Raw genomic sequence first — 17,746 nt, 5'->3', positions numbered from 1 at the left:
AAAGGAATACTGGACAAAAAAACAGTAAACAAAAGCCCAGCATTTGAGCTGGGCTTAATCATGTGAGAATAAGTGATAAGTTTGAAAAGCTTATGCTTCGCGTTGAGTCGCGTGTTTGCCTAGCTCAGACTTCTTCTCGTCTTTTAGGTACAGGTTTTCGAAACAGTAATTCGTTGCTTCGATGTAACCTTCTACGCTACCACAATCGAATCGCTTACCTTTGAATTTGTACGCAAGTACGCAGCCAGCTTTCGCTTGCTTTAGTAGGGCATCAGTAATCTGAATTTCACCACCTTTTCCTGGCTCTGTGTTTTCAATTAACTCGAAAATGTCAGGAGTCAGGATGTAACGGCCGATGATGGCCAGGTTACTTGGCGCTGTGCCTTTCTCTGGTTTTTCAACCATGTCATCCACACGGAAGATATCATCTTTGATCATCTCGCCTGAGATAACGCCGTATTTATGAGTTTCTTCTACTGGGACTTCCTGCACCGCAACAATAGAGCAGCGGAACTGTTTGAAAAGCGCGACCATTTGAGCCAGAACGCCTTCGTCTTCATTGACACAAAGGTCATCAGCTAAAACAACAGCAAAAGGTTCATCACCAACCAGCTCACGACCAGTCAGGATCGCGTGTCCCAAACCTTTCATCTCTCTTTGACGGATGTAGGTAAAGTTAGCTGACTCAATGATTTCACGAATGTCTACCAACAGCTCTTCTTTGTTAGTGCCGCTGATTTGGTGCTCGAGTTCGTAGTTTTTATCAAAGTGATCCATGATTGAGTGTTTGCCACGACCAGTCACAATACACATGCCGTTCATACCAGCTTGAATCGCTTCTTCAACGCCATATTCAATTAATGGCTTGTTCACTACCGGCATCATCTCTTTTGGCATTGACTTGGTCGCAGGTAAGAAGCGCGTACCATAGCCTGCAGCAGGGAACAGACATTTTTTAATCATTGGGGGAATTTCCTTTCTCGTCATTATCTTCAAGAATTTGCGCATAACTTTAACACGAGTGTTATGTCTTAATCATGAATAAAGTAGGAAAAATTGTGAGGCAGGGGCCGGAAAAAGAATGAGCGGATCAAACTAAGTGTTAGAACCGCATTAACTTAGTTAACGGGAGGTTACGTTAATTAAGACATCAGATTCTGATCAGCCCAAGCAATCGCTTGTACGCGGTTTTTCACCGAGAGCTTTTTAAAAATCTGGTACAGGTGAGACTTAATCGTAAACTCGCTCACAAATAACTCTTCTGCCATTCGGCTATTGGATGCCCCATTTTGAAGACAGCGCAACACTTGTAATTCCCGAATGGTAAGATCCACGGTCGCGGGTGCGGTATGGGTATTGATCACATTGCGGTAGTAGTGAAGCAGCTGGCTGGACACATTGCGAGGTAACCAGTTTTGGCCATTAATGATGCCTTTTAATCCTTCCCCAATTCGTTCAAGCGATTCGTCGGCATAGAATACGCCTTTTAGCTGGCCGAAAGAGAGCAGCTCATCCGTGGTCAGGCGTTTTGGGACATTAAAAATCACTGTTTCAAAGTTCTTCCATACCAGTGGCAAGTTCTTTATCGACTGAACAAGCGATTTATGTTCACTGAAATCGATGAGTAAGATTTTATTACGATGTTTCGGCTTCGCTTCCATTAAAGCATCCGTCGAGATCACTGGGATACCGATCTCGATGTACTTCTCCAGTGCCGCTACCTTTTGGGGCGCATTCTCTTCCATACTGATCAGAAATAGCTTTCTGGCGTAAGCTGACTTTTTCATGATGTCAAATCTCCCAATCTTCAGTGAAGGTTGTACGTTGGCATCAAAGAAACGTCTGCGCTATACGCTTGGTGAATAAATGCGTTCAGATTCAAAGGTTCACGCCGCGATGTCTGCAACGTGAATTAAAAATGCTACATGTGCTGGTTGTATAGAGATTTTGGTTCTAGATAATAACTAGATAGAACACTATCGTATTAGACTTTAATCAAGTCAGCAAAGCGTGCTATTCTAATGCGCTAAAATTTTAACTACCCAGAGTCAAACGGAGCACATCATGGCCAGCCGTGGAATTAACAAAGTTATTTTGGTGGGGAACCTAGGTAACGACCCTGAAATTCGTTACATGCCGAATGGCGGTGCAGTAGCAAACATTACTATTGCAACCTCTGATTCATGGCGTGATAAAGCGACTGGCGAACAGCGCGAAAAAACTGAGTGGCACCGAGTTGTGCTGTTTGGCAAACTTGCGGAAGTTGCTGGCGAATACCTACGTAAAGGCTCACAAGTTTACGTTGAAGGACAACTTCAAACGCGTAAATGGCAAGATCAGAGTGGTCAAGACCGTTACTCAACTGAAGTTGTGGTTCAGGGCTTCAATGGCGTAATGCAAATGCTGGGTGGTCGCGCTCAAGGTGGCGCTCCTGCTATGGGTGGCCAGGCACCTCAGCAAGGTGGTTGGGGTCAGCCTCAGCAACCAGCTCAGCCGCAATACAATGCGCCTCAGCAACAAGCTCCAAAGCAATCGGCTCCACAACAGCCTCAGCAGCAGTACAATGAGCCACCAATGGATTTTGACGACGATATTCCGTTTTAATCTTAATTGCACTGAAATTTCAAGGGCCGCGAATATCGCGGCTTTTTTATTATCTGTGTCCCATACTGAATAGTATGAGATGTTCTCAAGTGATGACATTGTTTGCCGCTAACTAAACTATGGCGGTAAAAACAGTATGCCTCTCACAATCAAACTAATCAGATTGTTTATTAAATATCGATCAAGTATAAGTATTTCAATAAGGTATATGGTGAATAGAAAAGGAATTCGGTGTTCATGAGGTATACCCCAACTCTTAAACTAAGCACGCGGCTGGTGGCTTTCGTCACTATGATCGTGATATGCGCAATGTTTATCTTATTTGTCGGCGGCACCCTCTCTTTTAAACGGCTTGGGCAAGAATATCTTACCCATTATTTAGAAGGGATCGTTGAGGTGGTCGACAAGGAGATGGAAGATCCGGATGCGGCATATTCCATGCAGCGCTGGATGCCCAAAATGCTGCAGGCCAGCAACATTGTTGAAATGACGTTGACGACCAATGATGCGGTCGTATATCGGTTTAAAGACACGTCCCATAAGATGGACGCGTCGGTCTTGTTTGAAAAAGAGTATCCGCTTACTCACAACCAGGACTATGTGATCTATTTTAAGGCGATTCCTCCTTACTTAGGTTACGGCTATTCAATGCAGGCATTGTGGTCGATCACTCTGGCGGTGATTTTGATCATTTTTTGTCTGATGCGTGGCGTCGCTTGGTTAAAAGAGCAGTTAGCTGGTTCAGAAATGCTGGAGGAGCGTGGCCGAATGATTTTGGCCGGCCGTGTTGAGCAATACGCAAAAGGTGATAAATCCGAGTGGCCTTACACCGCCAGTGAAGCGCTCGATGTGCTCATTGAAGAGCTACAAGATGCGCGTCAGGAGCGCAGTAGGTTTGATACTTTCATTCGAACGCAGACTTTTTTAGACAAGTTAACGGGAACGGCGAACCGAGTGCTGTTCGACAGTAAGTTGGAATCCTCCTTACTAGAAAGCGGTGCGCGTGGTGCGGTGATGCTTGTACGCCTTCATGACTGGAAGTTAGCTGAAGAGGAACAAGATAAGCAAGTTACCGATGATTTTATCGTTGAGGTAGGCAGCCTGCTATCTAACCTGGTTCAGCGTTATCCTGACGTGGTTTTTTCGCGCTATTACGACTCTGACTTTGCGTTGTTTTTGCCTCATCAGGATGCAAAAGGGGTAGCAAACCTTGCTTCACAATGTATTCGTCAGCTTGAGAAATTGACGCCACCAGAACCATTGGAACCAGATAACTGGTGCCACATTGGTATCACAATGTTTAAAGAAGGTGAGCGTCATAGCCAGATTATTGATGAAGCAGAAACTGCATTACGCAGCGCACAGCTACAAAATAACAACAACTGGAGTCGCTTCAAAAAGTGGAATCACGATGAGGAAGTTCGGGGAAGTGTTAGATGGCGAACCTTGTTTGATAAAGCGCTGACCCCTGAAAATTTGCTACTGTATGCACAGCCGGTTTTTGTAATGAATGATTCATCACATAAAAAACCGCTGTATGAAGCGTTAACCTGCCGTCTTCAAGACCCGGAAAACGGCATTGTGAAAGCGTCCAGGTTTATCTCAGCCGTTAGACAGGTAGGTTACGAAACTCAAATGGATAAGGCTGTGGTTAATAAATTCTTAAGAAGTTTTAAGGATAATTTTGACCACTCAAAATCATATGCACTGAGTTTAACTGTAGTTCCATTTGCTAATCGAGAATATTTCAAATGGTTTCGTTATGAATTGCTACAGTTGTCACGTGAGCAAAGAAAGTGTCTCAATTTTGAGTTTGTGGAAGCACAATTTGTAAGACACTTAGACTTTATGCGCCCAGTGGCTAAAATGCTGGCAGGTTTAGGATGCCAGCTAATGATTGGGCAAGCTGGGCGAACTATCGTCAGTAGCCATTATTTGAAAGAGGTCGACATTCGTTACCTTAAGCTCCATCGTAGCTTGGTGACCAAGATAGATCAGCGGCATGAAAACCAGCTTTTTATTCGCAGTATGTTAGGTGCTGCCGCAAACAGTAAAACCAAAATAGTGGCAGTGGGTATTGAGAACCGGAATGAATTAAATACTTTACTTGAGTTAGGTGTATACGGTGGTCAAGGTCGCTATTTTGCTACAGAGCGACAATTCCTTCCCCGTCCGCAAAAGATGCAGCCCACTCGGTCAGAATCCCAAGTTAAGCCAGGGAGACGAAATCGCTGGCGTAAAAAATAAAGATAATATTCATGGATCTTAAAGCAGTAGTAGACAAGTTTGTGCGATCGTCAGGTAGCGGTCGCGCTTGTTTTTTAGTTATTCAGCCAGACGCAATCTATTTATCATCATCACTGAAAAGTGCCCGACCGACCCGGTTTGAAGTCTCTGAGTCAAACTGGGAGAGAGCGGTTGAACAGGCACTCAGTGTCGCAGCCAGTTCTTACGATTCATTAAAGGTAGTACTGTCTCACAACTACTACCAGATGTACCAAATCGATAAACCAGCAATGCCTCGTCACGAGTGGCCTGCTGCATTGCCGTTTTTGTTGAAAGAGCTTATCTCGGAACGCGCAATAGATATCGTTGCGGACGCTGTAGAACTGCCAAACTCGAGTAAGGTTCAGGCGTACGTGTTATCAAGAAAAACACTTGATAAGCTTGTGCAGATCGCGAATCACGCTCAGCTGTCATTAGACGCTATTATTCCTGAAGACTGTGTTTGGGGTCATACCGCTGGGGAGCTCGGTAATTTCATTTTGCTGCAACGCAGTGTTCGAGGGCACTTCCGCATCAGTGCATTTGTCGAACGCACGATTGCATTTCATCGTTCCATTCGTAGTGTGACGCCGCCGTTGACTGGGGTTCCTTCAACTGAGCTGCAAATGGACAGTCTGTCATTGGAACTTCAGCGCTCGATTGACTACTTGTCTTCACAGCTGCGCCATGTCCAACTGCATCAGATGAAAGTGTGCTGTGATGAAGAAGATGAACACGAGTTGGTTCAGTCTCTTAATTACCGCCTGAGCACTAAAGTTTCGCCATTAATTCATGAAGATAATGAGTTATCAGGACATGTGCTGGCCAATACTGCGACAGCAGCTAACGCGCTACACGTTAACTTATACCCTGACTACTTAAAGCCGAAAAAAGAGCTTCTGACTTTAAGAAATGTGGTGATTTCTTGGGGTGTTGCGGCGGCGGCTATTTTTCTGTCCTATGGCTACGTAACCTGGCAGAGTGAAGGATTAGAAGATGAAATTGCCATTGTGAAGAGCAAAGGCGAGATCATGAAGTCTGAGCTGGAGAGGGCTCAGGTCAAGTTACGCAAGCATCAGCCTGACACCAGTAAGTTAGCCGCGAAAGAGCGTCTTGAGCGTACTGTGAAGGCTAAGCGAGACTCGCTAAAAGCGGTCGGGAAATATGACGATTCACAACTGACAGGGTACTCCGGTGTCATGCAGTCTCTTGCTAAGTTAGGCAATAGAGAGATTTCTTTATCAGAAATTCGAATTAACAATAATACCTTGAACTTAAAGGGGTTGGCTAAAGCGCCAAGCTCAGTGCCTAGCTGGGTGAACCGATTTAAAGATGAGATCAACCTTGTTGGTCGTACTTTCGATGACGTGAATATTGGTCGCAATGAAAAAGGTATTGTCACGTTTGAATTGAAGGCCGGGGAGGAGAAAAAGAAATGAACGAGTTCTGGCTTTCTCTGGAAGAACGTTTTGGTGAAATGAGTGCACGAGAAAAAATACTGATCGCCTTGTGTGGTTTAGTGACAGTGGTGATGCTGCTGTTCACGCTCGTGCTCGAACCTAAACTTAACCAAATAAATAACAATGAAAAACAGCTGAGTAACTTAAAGCAGGCCAACCAAAAAACTGAGATTGATATTTTGCGCATACAAGCGCAGCTAAAGAAAGATCCAAACTCGGAAATTGATTTGCAGGTTTCACGTCTGCTTGCTGAAAGCCAGCGCCTTTCGCAGCAGCTTTCAGAGATCATTGAGCACCTTATTACCCCTTCGCAGATGGCGGGGTTACTTGAGCAAGTGTTAGAGCAACAAACGGGGATTCATTTAGTCTCTTTGCAAACGCTGCCTTCAGAGCCGATCTCTGACGACAAAGAAGTATCTCAATATTCAGGGTACTACGTACATCCTGTGCGTATGGAAGTGACGGGAGATTACTTCTCTATTGCGAATTACTTGGGTAAGTTGGAAAAGCTACCTGCAAGCTATTACTGGCGCAGTTTTCATTACAAAGTGGATGAATATCCTAAAGCAACATTGGTGTTGGAAGTGTACACATTAGGCTCTAGAGAGGCGTTTATCGGTGGTTAAGAAATTCATTATCTCAATAGCCTTAGCGGTCATTGCGGGAGGAGTATGGGCAGACCAAGACCCTACCGCACCACTTGGCTGGCAGAAGCCGGCTGCCGAATCTAACGCCAAACCAACAAAAAAACGGTCGAGGCTACCGACACTAAACAGCATTGTTTGTAAAGTTGGCAGCCAATGTAGCGCCATTATGGATAACCAAATCGTAGAGCAGGGTGAACTGTTCAAAGGTTATCTCGTGGTGAGTATCACCAGTGAATTTGTAACTTTAAAGCAGAGTAACCGTCAGTGGAAGCTGGAGCTTTTTGGTTTAAACGTAAAAAAATAAGAGTCAGAGCCTGATCAGATATGCGCAAATTAGTTGTAGGAATTATTACTGCTTCTTTAATGGGATGCTCCATGGGGCATCGAGATCCTGTTGAAGTGAAACAAGCTCTCAATGAGTCGATAAATCAAGCCAACAGTCGTGCTTTAGAAGAGCTGCCTTCTTCTGTTGAAGCCGACCTAATGCCGAACTTAGATACCAGTTCGTCTTCGGAGCAAGCGACATCCAAGCGTTTTCGTATTCAGGCGAACGCCGTTGAAGCGAGAAGCTTTTTTGCTTCACTCGTCAAAGGAACTGAATACAGTGCCGCGATTCATCCGGCAGTTGCGGGTAACATTACCGTTAATTTGACTGATGTAACCTTAGATGAAGTACTGAGTGTTGTGCAGAACATGTACGGCTATGATGTGATTAAATCAGGCAAAGTGATCCAAGTTTATCCAGCGGGCATGCGCACGGTAACGATTCCTGTCGATTATTTGCAGTTTAAACGAATTGGTCGCTCACTAACGAGCATCAGTACGGGCTCTGTCACTTCTGCAGGGACGTCCAACTCTGGAGGAAGCTCAGACAGTTCAAGCTCGTCAAGTTCGTCAGACTCTGAAAACAGTAGTGATAGCTCAACGTCTCCAACCGGTGGCACGCGCATTGAAACGGTCACTGAAAGTGATTTCTGGCCAATGTTGCAACAAGCGGTCGCAAACCTGATTGGCTCGGGCAAAGGGCAAAGCGTTGTCGTCACGCCACAGGCTAGCGTTATTACGGTTCGAGCGTTCCCTGATGACATTCGTCAGGTACGTGAGTTCTTGGGTGTTTCTCAAGAACGTATGCAGCGCCAGGTCATTCTCGAAGCCAAAATCTTGGAAGTGACGCTGAGTGACGGGTATCAACAAGGCATTAACTGGTCTAACTTATCTGCGTCGATTGGGTCTGGTGGTGTCTCTTTGGGTCGTCCTTACGCTGGTGGAACAACATTACCAGGTACTGGAGTTACAATACCAACGTTACCAGGCTTAGATACGATCGGTAACTTGCTGGGTGGTCAGACGAACGTCACCATTTCTGATGGTAACTTTGATGCCGTCTTGAGCTTTATGTCGACTCAGGGCGACCTTAATGTGCTATCGAGCCCACGTATCACCGCAGCGAATAACCAAAAATCGGTCATAAAAGTAGGCACAGACCAATATTTTGTTACCGAGCTCTCAAGTAACGTGGGTAACGGTGATAACTCAAATGCCGTACCAGAGGTGGAGCTAACGCCATTCTTCTCTGGTATATCACTCGATGTGACGCCTCAGATCGACGATAAAGGCAATGTGTTCCTCCATGTTCACCCTGCGGTGATTGAGGTTGAAGAAGAAACTAAAGTTCTGAACCTTGGCGGAGATTTTGAAGATGTGCAGTTGCCACTGGCAAAAAGTTCGATTCGTGAGTCTGACTCTGTTATTCGCGCTAAAGACGGTGACGTTGTCGTCATTGGCGGCCTGATGAAGCAGCAGAACTTAGAACAAGTGTCTAAAGTGCCTTTCCTGGGAGATGTTCCTGCTCTTGGGCACCTGTTCCGTAATGTGAACAACGTGACACAAAAAACAGAGCTGGTTATTTTGCTTAAACCGACGGTAGTTGGTGTTAACTCTTGGCAAAAAGAGCTGGAACGCTCGCGTGATCTGCTTCAAGAGTGGTTCCCTGATGCGGAATAACGGCATTGAGACGTTAAGTTGTTCAAAATGTTTGTGATTTGAATATGTACTTGTCGCATTTTGGATTTCGAGTTCAGCCTTTTTCACTAACCCCAAACACAGAAATGTTTTTGGGGTTAGCCCCTCATTATGAAGCGATTCAGACCATTCTGGCCGCAGTTCAAATGGGGGAAGGGGTAATTAAGGTAACCGGAGAAGTTGGTACCGGAAAAACCATGGTGTGCCGTAAACTGATTGAGCAGTTGGACTCACAAGTAGAGTTGGTTTATCTGCCGAATCCAGTCTTAAATGGTGAGCAGTTACAGCTCGCTGTCGCCAGAGAGTTAGGGATAGAGAATAACGATCCTTTGCTTATTGTGTCACTCATTCAGGAACATTTGATTCGCGTTCATTCATCAGCCAAGAAAACGGTACTGATTGTGGATGAAACGCAGGCACTTTCTCCTCAGGCATTAGAAGCATTACGCTTGCTTGGCAACTTAGAAACTGAACATGACAAGCTGATCCAGATCGTGTTATTTGGTCAGCCAGAGCTTGATGAACGCTTAGCGACTCATGAGCTAAGACAGTTTCGCCAGCGCATTACGTTTAGCTGTGAGTTACGTCCACTCTCACTCGATGAGGGAGTGGCATACATCAATAATCGTCTGGATATTGCAGGAAATGGAGCACATATCTTTTCAGTAGAGCAGAAAAAAGCGATTTGGCGTTCAGCAATGGGGATACCAAGGCTGATTAATCAAATCTGCCATAAAGCCCTGTTAGCGGCGTTTAACGAAAGTTGTACTTTATTGAAAAATCAGCACGTTTATCTAGCAATACACGACACATTTGATGCCCGTAAACCCAAATTTAAAACACCCGTATTCTGGGGATGGAGTCAACCTTGAGTGCCATCAATAAAGCATTATCAGAAATTACAGAAAAAACATCACCGTCTGAATTAACCAGAGCCGAGATACCCCATGTTTCTCGCAGCAAGCCTTGGTTATGGCTGGGGGCGGGGTTTTCATTGAGCCTTGCGGTCGGAGGCTGGGCCGTATCTCGAGGTCCGGTTGCATCAGATGAATTCGCACAATATCAATCAGGGGAAGGCTTGCAGGTTAAATCTACGCTTGATGAACCTGCGTATTCACCGACCAGTAAAATGACGCCAGAGACAAGTCGTCAGGTTTACACTAAGCCAGCTCAACAACAGCAAGTTATTGAAGCGTCAGTAACAAAAAGTGAACCAGTAACAGAGTCTCCTGCACCTGAAGTCGACTCGTTTACTCCAAGACAAGAAGTGAGAGCGGTTGCACAAGCGCCAATCCTGCTTGCTCAAGTTGCTAGTGTTCCAAGTGAAAGTGCTCCACAGGCCTCTGATGCTGAAAGTTCGATGAATATTGAACAAGTTGAGCTGACGCATCATCAGTTAGCGATCAAAGCGTTAGGTCGAGCAGAGAAAGCTTTGGATGCCAATGATATGCAAACCGCGCTTTCTGCGTACCAAGAAGCCCTGCGTTATGAACCAACCAATGTGGATACACGCCAAAAACTCGCGGCGCTTTATTTTGGGAAAGGTGATACGCGAAAAGCGTATGAAATTATGCAGGAAGGCATCAGCTTAGACATTAACAATCAAACACTGCGACTGGCGTTATCCAAGCTGTTGGTTAAAGCCAAACAGCCTCAAGCGGCGCTTAGCCCGCTGGTTCACATGCCGCCAATGCCAAATCGAGATTATTTGGCAATGCGTGCAGTGCTGGCACAAAAGCAGAAGCAGGATGAAATTGCATTGGAGAGCTACCAGTTACTGACCCAGCGCGATCCAGAAAATGCTCGCTGGTGGATGGGGTTAGGTATACAGCAGGAGCGAGCACTGCAGTTCTCTTCGGCTATCAACTCATACAATAAAGCGCTGGGGAAAGTTGGGATATCGAACCAGTCACAAGCCTTTATTCGCGATCGATTGACGGTTCTTAAGCAGTTGGAGAATGCGCAATGAAAATTCAGTTAAGAAAACGCTTGGGTGATCTTCTGGTTGATGAAGCCATTGTAACCGAAGAGCAGATTCAACAAGCGCTAACGGCACAACGCAGTACTGGTCAGAAATTGGGTGATGCGCTGATTGACCTTGGTTTTATTACCGAGAAACAGATGCTCAATTTCTTATCGCAGCAGCTAGGCTTGCCATTGATTGATCTTGGCCGAGCTCCGGTCGATCCTGAAGCCGTACAAATCTTACCTGAAGTTCATGCTCGTAGACTGCGCGCGATGGTGGTTGCTCGTAATGGCCACACGTTGCGTGTAGCAATGAGTGATCCAGCGGATCTGTTCACGCAAGAGTCGCTGATGAACCTGCTTGGCGAATACAGTCTGGAATTTATCATTGCGTCGGAACGCCAACTGATCGACAGTTTCGACCGTTACTATCGTCGTACTAAAGAGATTGCTTCATTTGCTGAGCAATTACAGGCGGAGCACCAGGATGTACAGAGCTTTGATTACGGAATCGACGAAACGGACAGCGAAGAAGTAACGGTTGTAAAACTGATTAACTCCATGTTTGAAGATGCGGTTCAGGTCGGTGCGTCAGATATTCATATTGAGCCTGATGACAAAGTACTGCGTCTTCGTCAGCGTATTGATGGTGTGCTACATGAAACGCTGTTAAATGAAGTCAAGATTGCTTCCGCGCTGGTTCTGCGTTTGAAGTTAATGGCGCAGCTGGATATTTCTGAAAAACGTTTGCCGCAAGATGGCCGTTTTAATATCAAAGTTCGCGGACAATCGATTGATATTCGTATGTCGACCATGCCGACTCAATATGGTGAATCAGTCGTTATGCGTCTGCTTAACCAGTCTGTAGGTCTACGTCCGTTGGAAGAGTCAGGTTTACCTCCTGAATTACTTGCTCGCTTACGACGTCAATTGTCCCGTCCACACGGGATGATTCTGGTCACCGGGCCGACCGGTTCCGGTAAAACGACCACACTTTATGGGGCGCTAAGCGAGCTAAATGAACCTGAAAAGAAAATCATCACTGCAGAAGATCCGGTTGAGTATCGATTGCCGCGAATTACTCAGGTTCAGATCAACAGCCGTATCGATCTAACGTTCTCTCGTGTGCTGCGCACGTTCCTGCGTCAGGACCCGGATATCATTCTGGTTGGTGAAATGCGTGATCAAGAAACCGTAGAGATTGGTTTACGTGCTGCACTGACCGGCCACTTGGTACTCAGTACACTGCACACGAACGATGCTATCGACAGTGCCCTGCGAATGATTGATATGGGCGCGCCAGGTTACCTGGTGGCGAGTGCTGTACGAGCAGTGGTTGCCCAGCGTCTTGTCCGCCGTGTCTGCCCAGACTGTAAAACGGAAGAGAGTTTGGATGAATCACGTAAGCAATGGTTAGCTGGACGTTTCCCTAATCAAGTCGGCGTGACTTTCTACAAAGGAAGCGGTTGCCAAAACTGTAACCTAACGGGTTACCGTGGTCGAATCGGTGTATTTGAAATGCTCGAATTAGAAAACGAGATGATGGATAAACTGCGTGCTAACGATGCGGTTGGCTTTGCACAGGTGGCACGGAGATCCGAAAAATACAAACCACTATTGGCTTCGGCGATGGAGCTCGCACTGCAAGGCACCGTAAGTTTGGATGAAGTCATGGCCCTTGGTGAAGGGGATGCTTCTGGTAAAACTGACCCAATTTTACTATAGGTAAGTGAATGCCAATTTTTCGTTATCAAGGTCGTACTCTAGACGGTTCATCAACCCGTGGCAGAATCGAAGCGGTTAATTCTGAATCTGCTGCTGAAGCGTTGATGAATAAAGGGGTGATCCCATTAAATGTACGTTTAGAGAAAGAAGGAATGAAAAACCAGTTTAGCTTGTCGCAGCTACTGGTTCCGGCTATTCCATTAGAAGTGATTATTCTGTTCTCCCGTCAGCTGTTCAGTTTGATTAAAGCTGGTGTACCGTTACTGCGTTCAATGCGGGGATTACTGCAAAACTGTGAAAACAAACAGCTTAAAGAAGCGCTAGAAGATGTAGTTTCTGAGCTGAGTAATGGCCGTAGTTTGTCATCTGCGATGCAGCAACACCGCAAAGTGTTCAGCCCTCTGTTTGTGTCGATGATTAACGTGGGCGAGAACACGGGTCGGTTGGATCAGGCGTTGTTGCAACTGGCCAATTATTATGAGCAGGAGCTGGAAACCCGTAAGCGAATTAAAGCGGCGATGCGTTATCCAACGTTTGTTATCGTATTCATTACCATCGCAATGTTTGTTCTTAATATATTGGTGATTCCCGAGTTCGCTTCTATGTTCACGCGCTTTGGCGTGGATCTGCCATTGCCAACTCGGATCTTGATTGGGACCTCTAACTTCTTTGTGAACTATTGGGTACTGCTTATCGCTCTGATGATCGCGGGATTTATTATCTTTAAGTCTTGGGTTGCGACTGCAGATGGTCGGGAGGCGTTTGACCGATTCCGTCTGCGCTTGCCGATCGTTGGGGATATTGTCAATCGCGCCCAGTTATCACGATTTTCTCGCACCTTTGCTCTTATGCTGAAATCAGGGGTACCGCTCAATCAGTCATTGGCACTTTCTGCGGAAGCCTTAGGTAACCGCTTTTTAGAAAACCGTATTTTAGAGATGAAGTCAGCCATTGAAGCGGGTAGCACAATTTCTGTTACGGCCATCAACAGTAAGATATTTACCCCATTGGTGATCCAGATGATCGCGGTGGGGGAAGAAACGGGCCGTATTGATGAGTTGTTACTTGAAGTGTCTGATTACTACGACAGAGAAGTGGATTACGATCTCAAAACACTGACGGCGCGGATAGAACCGTTACTTTTGGTTATCGTGGCTGGCATGGCTATGGTGCTGGCACTTGGTATATTCCTGCCAATGTGGGGGATGCTGGACATCATCAAAGGCGGCTAATGCGTGGTTGAAAATCAAAACCGAGCAACGCTAATACTCTGCGGTCTGGTCGCTATTATTTTTGTTGGATTAGTGTTTAAATTCCAATCAGTTGCAGAAGAAGCACGAGTGACGGGGGCAAGATTGGCTAAGGTCTGGATGATTGATAGTGTCCAGAGATATAGAGAAGCCTGGCTACTGCAAGGTGAGCCAAAACAAATGGAGATGGACGGTTTTCACCTAACAATGACAGAAGGAGGGCTAGTCTCTCCATTTAGCAATCAAGGCGACTTAGATTGTACTTACTGGTTAGCGGTTCATTACCCTCAGCGTAAGATCATGACTATTGAACCATCCGAAATAGGAGGGACGATAAAAAATGACCTTTATATATGCAACTATATATATAAAAAGTCTTACAAGGTGATCGTTACCGCTAACACGGACGACCTAATAAGTGTCGAAATATTGTCGGAGTAATTTTTTTGACACTTTAGTACTATAAACAAGCAGATAAAATAGATATAATACTCGGATTAAGATAGGTAAATAGTTGTAATGTTGAGCAAATGAATGCATATTAAGCGCGTTGCATTTGCAACCAAATGATGGTCAACTGTCACTATTTTTCGCGAGCAGTTCCGTTTCTATTTCGCTATCTGACTTAGTGAACTTTAAAGCCCAACGCCATTTTGTCTCCCTTACAAATGGTGTCACCAAATTTATCTGTTGCAGTCTTACTGCATGCTTACATAGAGAGAGTAAACAATGAAAAGACAAGGTGGTTTCACCCTTATCGAACTAGTAGTGGTAATTGTAATCCTAGGTATTCTAGCGGTAACTGCGGCACCACGTTTCCTTAACTTGCAATCTGATGCTCGTGCCTCTGCTTTAGAGGGCTTGAAAGGTGCGATGCAAGGTGCTTCTGGTATCGTATTTGGTAAAGCTGCAATTCAAGGCGTTGAGAGCTCAACCACTGCCATTAGCATAAGCTCAGCTGAAGGTAACATTCAAACTATCTATGGTTACCCAACAGCTACACCTGCAGGTATTGGTGCAGCTCTACAGGATACCGTTGATTGGACAGTTTCAGGAAGTGCAGATACTGCTGGTGGAGTAACGCAATACACCTTCGCTGATGGTACTCCAAACTGGAATTGCTCAGTTACATACAGAGCAGCAACGTCAACTTCTGCTGCAGTGGCAACCGTTGACAATAGTGGCTGTTAATGCCTATTTAAAGGCCAGCTAGTCTGGCCTTTATCTCTTCTACTGTGAATCTTGGAATAGTTCATATGCGTCAGCCATCTGGTCTTAGTGCAACTGAATTTGTCGTTGTGCTAATTATCTTAGGTGTGATCGGTTATGTGGTATTACCAAGATTTATCAGTTTTGAACCAGAGACATACGAAGCAAAATGGGAGCAAACTAAGCAAACCGCTGAGCATGTTTCTGAGACGTTAAGTAATAAAGAAACCTACGATAGAATTGAACAAGAATTAGGACGTTCAAAAGCAGACAAATAACCTGTGCTGATTATTTGTACACTTGGTCGCAATTCGAATTGAAAACTGATAAACCTATCATAATACTCATAAATTCATCGTATACTTAAGTCGCTTGTCCTAAGTTTTAGCCTAAGGTCGGGTTATGAAAATTCGCAGCTCTACATTAGGGTTTACATTAACAGAATTGATCCTAGTGATCGTTCTTCTCTCCATCCTTTCTCTCTTTGCGGCTAGCCGTTTTATCGGCAAAAGCAGCTTTTCTGCATTTGCCCTTCAGGAACAAGTCATCTCTGTCATTCGTCAGGTACAAGTCAATCGAATGCAGTCGAATATTGATGGCTCGGATGACAATTTTCGTCTACAAGTTTCAAGTTCATGTATTGGTTCAGTAGCCGCCTGTGCGCTGGGAGATAGTCAGCGAGACTCTCGCAGCGATTTTGTCGCTGATGATTCGGCTCAGTTCTCCATTAAAGGTGATGTCGAAAGACCGATTGATTTTAGCTTACTCGGAAATCCCCTGAATTCAGCAAGTAGCGGTGTCTCTATACTCATCGAGAATAAGAATGGCGGTAGTCGTTGTGAAGTTGATATCAACAGCCAAGGTTATGTTTCAAAAGGATTGTGCTTATGAAAAAAGTTCGCGGCATGACCTTAATTGAAATGATCATCGCGATTGTCTTAATGGGCATAGCGATGGTGGCATTCACCTCTTTTCTCGTTCCTCAGGTTAGAGATTCTGCCAATCCCCATTATCAAACCCGCGCCTCTGCTTTAGCACAAAGCTTTATGTCACAAATCCTTGCGCGTGGTTTTGATGACAACAGTAACTTTGATGGAGGGCTGGTTCGTTGTGGTGAGAACTCCGTCAACTGCACTCCGTCTGAAGATCTTGGCGCTGAAACAGGGGAGTCACTTCCTACAGATTTTAATGATGTTGATGATTTTATCGGTTGCTGGAGCACGCCTAATACGCTCGCTCAATGTAAGAGCGTGTCTCGAGGAAATATTACCGATGTGTTGGCGAACGTCGGAGAAGATAGTGCAGAACAATATAAAAATTTTAGGGTAGAAGTCCAAGTTGCCTATGATGATTTAGGTGGTTCGGAGACAAGTGCTTTACCTAAGTATAAAAAAGTGACATTGACTATCTTTGCGGGCACGGCTCAACCCCTGACTTTAACGGCTTTAAGAGGGAACTACTAATGAAAGAACGTGGTTTCACTTTAATAGAGATGGTCGTTACGATAGTTATCGGTAGTATCATCATGTTGGGTATTGCCGGTTATATTAAACTAGGGATAAAAGGGTACGCAGACAGCATTGACCGTCAGCGAGTACAGACAGAAGCACAGTTTGTGATCGAGAAAATGTCCCGTGAAATTCGTCATGCCGTGCCAAATAGTTTTCATGAGCCAACAGGGACAAGCAATTGTTTGGAGTTTGTACCCATTGAATATTCTGGCTTTTATGTATTTACGGCGAACGATATTGAATTTTTAGTCGGTAATGATCCTGATCTTGAGTCCATTCCAGAGAAGAATCGGATGGTGATTAACCCTAGCCGCTATGAGGACCTTCAGTCGTCTTCCCAAAGTATTGATATTAGTGGTTTAACCAAAGCGAAAGAGGCATTTGTCGTCAGTGGTGCTGCCAGTACAATAGGTGCGACATCGGTTTCGGGTCGCCATTACATCTACCAACCCAGTTCTGAAGTCCGTTATTGCTTCGAGAACGGCCGAGTACTTCGTAATAATGTCATTGTCACGGATAGTGTTGATACCTCAGCGAGTTACATGCGTTATGTTGAGCCAACTCTACAACGTGGTGGACTAGTGCATATTAACTTAGAGTTTTTACAGGATGGGGAGCGTAGTGTGTATCAGCAAGACGTGCAGGTGCTCAATGTTCCGTAAACAAAATCAACAAGGTAATGTTCTCATAGTGGTGCTTTTTGTCATTATCGTGATGGGTTATTTAGCCGCCTCTCTTATGAGAATCAGTTGGTCAAATCAAAGTGGACTAACCCGGGAGTTCTTAGGCACAAAAGCCTGGTTTGTCGCTCAATCTGCCAACGAATGGGCATTGACGCAGTTGTACCCGCTTAACGATGATGATCCTGATATCGCAGATATTTGTTTGAATGAGGTCAGCGGTGCAACCCCTAATGTTACACAGAATACGGCATGTAGGATTAATAAGATGAGTTGTTTGAAGTTGGGGGTTCTGAATGAGGGAACCTCAGAGGCACAGTCTTTATTTAGAGTGCAAGCAACCGCCATTTGTGGTTCTGGGCTGTCTCAAGTACAGCGTCAGCAAGAAGTTTGGGTTAGGGAGTAATA

19 protein-coding genes are annotated in these 17,746 nt (G+C 45.2%); 17 read left to right on the top strand and 2 right to left on the bottom strand.

Annotated elements, in window-relative coordinates; all coding sequences use genetic code 11:
* Positions 1–90: 90 nt before the first annotated feature.
* Both galU and VEJY3_RS14045 read right to left on the bottom strand, forming a co-directional pair.
* Positions 91–963 carry a UTP--glucose-1-phosphate uridylyltransferase GalU gene (gene galU / locus VEJY3_RS14050; RefSeq protein ID WP_014233119.1) on the bottom strand — a complete coding sequence of 291 codons (873 nt, stop codon included), beginning with the start codon at positions 961–963 and terminating at the stop codon, positions 91–93.
* 179 nt (positions 964–1,142) lie between these two features.
* A complete protein-coding gene (locus VEJY3_RS14045) occupies positions 1,143–1,787 on the bottom strand; it encodes a LuxR C-terminal-related transcriptional regulator (RefSeq protein WP_014233118.1) in 645 nt (214 codons plus the stop codon).
* Between the two features lie 277 nt (positions 1,788–2,064).
* Between VEJY3_RS14045 and VEJY3_RS14040 the strand changes: the two genes are divergently transcribed.
* The 17 genes from VEJY3_RS14040 to VEJY3_RS13960 all read left to right on the top strand — a co-directional run bounded on the left by VEJY3_RS14040 (position 2,065) and on the right by VEJY3_RS13960 (position 17,744).
* The gene (locus VEJY3_RS14040; protein ID WP_014233117.1) at positions 2,065–2,604 is read left to right on the top strand and encodes a single-stranded DNA-binding protein; all 540 of its coding nucleotides are present in this window, start codon (positions 2,065–2,067) and stop codon (positions 2,602–2,604) included.
* 237 nt (positions 2,605–2,841) lie between these two features.
* Positions 2,842–4,851: an RNase E specificity factor CsrD gene (gene csrD, locus VEJY3_RS14035; protein ID WP_031334688.1), complete on the top strand. Its 2,010-nt coding sequence runs from the start codon at positions 2,842–2,844 to the stop codon at positions 4,849–4,851.
* Between the two features lie 11 nt (positions 4,852–4,862).
* Positions 4,863–6,308 carry a hypothetical protein gene (locus tag VEJY3_RS14030; RefSeq protein WP_014233115.1) on the top strand — a complete coding sequence of 482 codons (1,446 nt, stop codon included), beginning with the start codon at positions 4,863–4,865 and terminating at the stop codon, positions 6,306–6,308.
* Positions 6,305–6,955 (top strand): type II secretion system protein GspM, encoded by a 651-nt coding sequence (gene gspM, locus VEJY3_RS14025; protein WP_014233114.1) that lies wholly within the window; start codon positions 6,305–6,307, stop codon positions 6,953–6,955. The genes VEJY3_RS14030 and gspM overlap by 4 nt, the downstream gene beginning before the upstream one ends.
* A complete protein-coding gene (locus VEJY3_RS14020) occupies positions 6,948–7,280 on the top strand; it encodes a hypothetical protein (protein ID WP_014233113.1) in 333 nt (110 codons plus the stop codon). Before gspM ends, VEJY3_RS14020 begins: the two co-directional genes overlap by 8 nt.
* Positions 7,281–7,300: 20 nt before the next feature.
* Complete coding sequence (mshL, locus tag VEJY3_RS14015) at positions 7,301–8,980, top strand: pilus (MSHA type) biogenesis protein MshL (protein WP_014233112.1); 1,680 nt, start codon at positions 7,301–7,303, stop codon at positions 8,978–8,980.
* Positions 8,981–9,024: 44 nt separating this feature from the next.
* The gene (locus VEJY3_RS14010; protein WP_014233111.1) at positions 9,025–9,870 is read left to right on the top strand and encodes an ExeA family protein; all 846 of its coding nucleotides are present in this window, start codon (positions 9,025–9,027) and stop codon (positions 9,868–9,870) included.
* Entirely contained in the window at positions 9,867–10,967 is a 1,101-nt protein-coding gene (locus VEJY3_RS14005) for a lipopolysaccharide assembly protein LapB (RefSeq protein WP_014233110.1), read from the top strand. Before VEJY3_RS14010 ends, VEJY3_RS14005 begins: the two co-directional genes overlap by 4 nt.
* Positions 10,964–12,688 carry a GspE/PulE family protein gene (locus tag VEJY3_RS14000; RefSeq protein ID WP_014233109.1) on the top strand — a complete coding sequence of 575 codons (1,725 nt, stop codon included), beginning with the start codon at positions 10,964–10,966 and terminating at the stop codon, positions 12,686–12,688. Before VEJY3_RS14005 ends, VEJY3_RS14000 begins: the two co-directional genes overlap by 4 nt.
* An 8-nt stretch (positions 12,689–12,696) precedes the next feature.
* The gene (locus tag VEJY3_RS13995) at positions 12,697–13,920 is read left to right on the top strand and encodes a type II secretion system F family protein (RefSeq protein WP_014233108.1); all 1,224 of its coding nucleotides are present in this window, start codon (positions 12,697–12,699) and stop codon (positions 13,918–13,920) included.
* 3 nt (positions 13,921–13,923) lie between these two features.
* Positions 13,924–14,379, top strand: a complete 456-nt coding sequence (locus VEJY3_RS13990; protein ID WP_014233107.1) for a hypothetical protein — start codon at positions 13,924–13,926, stop codon at positions 14,377–14,379.
* 288 nt (positions 14,380–14,667) lie between these two features.
* On the top strand, positions 14,668–15,129 hold the full coding sequence (locus VEJY3_RS13985; protein WP_014233106.1) for a type II secretion system protein: 462 nt from the start codon (positions 14,668–14,670) through the stop codon (positions 15,127–15,129).
* A gap of 65 nt (positions 15,130–15,194) precedes the next feature.
* Positions 15,195–15,425 (top strand): hypothetical protein, encoded by a 231-nt coding sequence (locus VEJY3_RS13980; protein ID WP_014233105.1) that lies wholly within the window; start codon positions 15,195–15,197, stop codon positions 15,423–15,425.
* A gap of 124 nt (positions 15,426–15,549) precedes the next feature.
* Positions 15,550–16,038 carry a type II secretion system protein gene (locus VEJY3_RS13975; protein ID WP_014233104.1) on the top strand — a complete coding sequence of 163 codons (489 nt, stop codon included), beginning with the start codon at positions 15,550–15,552 and terminating at the stop codon, positions 16,036–16,038.
* Positions 16,035–16,610, top strand: coding sequence for a type II secretion system protein (locus VEJY3_RS13970; RefSeq protein WP_014233103.1), 576 nt, complete (start codon positions 16,035–16,037; stop codon positions 16,608–16,610). The genes VEJY3_RS13975 and VEJY3_RS13970 overlap by 4 nt, the downstream gene beginning before the upstream one ends.
* Positions 16,610–17,320, top strand: coding sequence for a PilW family protein (locus VEJY3_RS13965; protein ID WP_014233102.1), 711 nt, complete (start codon positions 16,610–16,612; stop codon positions 17,318–17,320). The genes VEJY3_RS13970 and VEJY3_RS13965 overlap by 1 nt, the downstream gene beginning before the upstream one ends.
* Positions 17,310–17,744: a hypothetical protein gene (locus VEJY3_RS13960; RefSeq protein WP_014233101.1), complete on the top strand. Its 435-nt coding sequence runs from the start codon at positions 17,310–17,312 to the stop codon at positions 17,742–17,744. The genes VEJY3_RS13965 and VEJY3_RS13960 overlap by 11 nt, the downstream gene beginning before the upstream one ends.
* Positions 17,745–17,746: the final 2 nt, after the last annotated feature.

Origin of the sequence: Vibrio sp. EJY3 (assembly GCF_000241385.1) — a bacterium.
GTDB lineage: Bacteria > Pseudomonadota > Gammaproteobacteria > Enterobacterales > Vibrionaceae > Vibrio > Vibrio natriegens.
The sequence above is the reverse complement of the archived record's forward strand: the minus strand, read 5'-3'. Positions and strand labels throughout refer to the sequence as shown.

Bases quoted from the DNA above. Each gene is read 5' to 3' on its own strand.
- csrD (WP_031334688.1), top strand. From the start codon at position 2,842: ATGAGGTATACCCCAACTCTTAAACTAAGCACGCGGCTGGTGGCTTTC.
- VEJY3_RS13980 (WP_014233105.1), top strand. From the start codon at position 15,195: ATGCGTCAGCCATCTGGTCTTAGTGCAACTGAATTTGTCGTTGTGCTA.
- VEJY3_RS14040 (WP_014233117.1), top strand. From the start codon at position 2,065: ATGGCCAGCCGTGGAATTAACAAAGTTATTTTGGTGGGGAACCTAGGT.
- VEJY3_RS14045 (WP_014233118.1), bottom strand. From the start codon at position 1,787: ATGAAAAAGTCAGCTTACGCCAGAAAGCTATTTCTGATCAGTATGGAA.
- VEJY3_RS14000 (WP_014233109.1), top strand. From the start codon at position 10,964: ATGAAAATTCAGTTAAGAAAACGCTTGGGTGATCTTCTGGTTGATGAA.
- galU (WP_014233119.1), bottom strand. From the start codon at position 963: ATGATTAAAAAATGTCTGTTCCCTGCTGCAGGCTATGGTACGCGCTTC.
- gspM (WP_014233114.1), top strand. From the start codon at position 6,305: ATGAACGAGTTCTGGCTTTCTCTGGAAGAACGTTTTGGTGAAATGAGT.
- VEJY3_RS13960 (WP_014233101.1), top strand. From the start codon at position 17,310: ATGTTCCGTAAACAAAATCAACAAGGTAATGTTCTCATAGTGGTGCTT.
- VEJY3_RS13985 (WP_014233106.1), top strand. From the start codon at position 14,668: ATGAAAAGACAAGGTGGTTTCACCCTTATCGAACTAGTAGTGGTAATT.
- VEJY3_RS13965 (WP_014233102.1), top strand. From the start codon at position 16,610: ATGAAAGAACGTGGTTTCACTTTAATAGAGATGGTCGTTACGATAGTT.
- VEJY3_RS13975 (WP_014233104.1), top strand. From the start codon at position 15,550: ATGAAAATTCGCAGCTCTACATTAGGGTTTACATTAACAGAATTGATC.
- VEJY3_RS14010 (WP_014233111.1), top strand. From the start codon at position 9,025: ATGTACTTGTCGCATTTTGGATTTCGAGTTCAGCCTTTTTCACTAACC.
- VEJY3_RS13970 (WP_014233103.1), top strand. From the start codon at position 16,035: ATGAAAAAAGTTCGCGGCATGACCTTAATTGAAATGATCATCGCGATT.
- mshL (WP_014233112.1), top strand. From the start codon at position 7,301: ATGCGCAAATTAGTTGTAGGAATTATTACTGCTTCTTTAATGGGATGC.
- VEJY3_RS14030 (WP_014233115.1), top strand. From the start codon at position 4,863: ATGGATCTTAAAGCAGTAGTAGACAAGTTTGTGCGATCGTCAGGTAGC.
- VEJY3_RS13995 (WP_014233108.1), top strand. From the start codon at position 12,697: ATGCCAATTTTTCGTTATCAAGGTCGTACTCTAGACGGTTCATCAACC.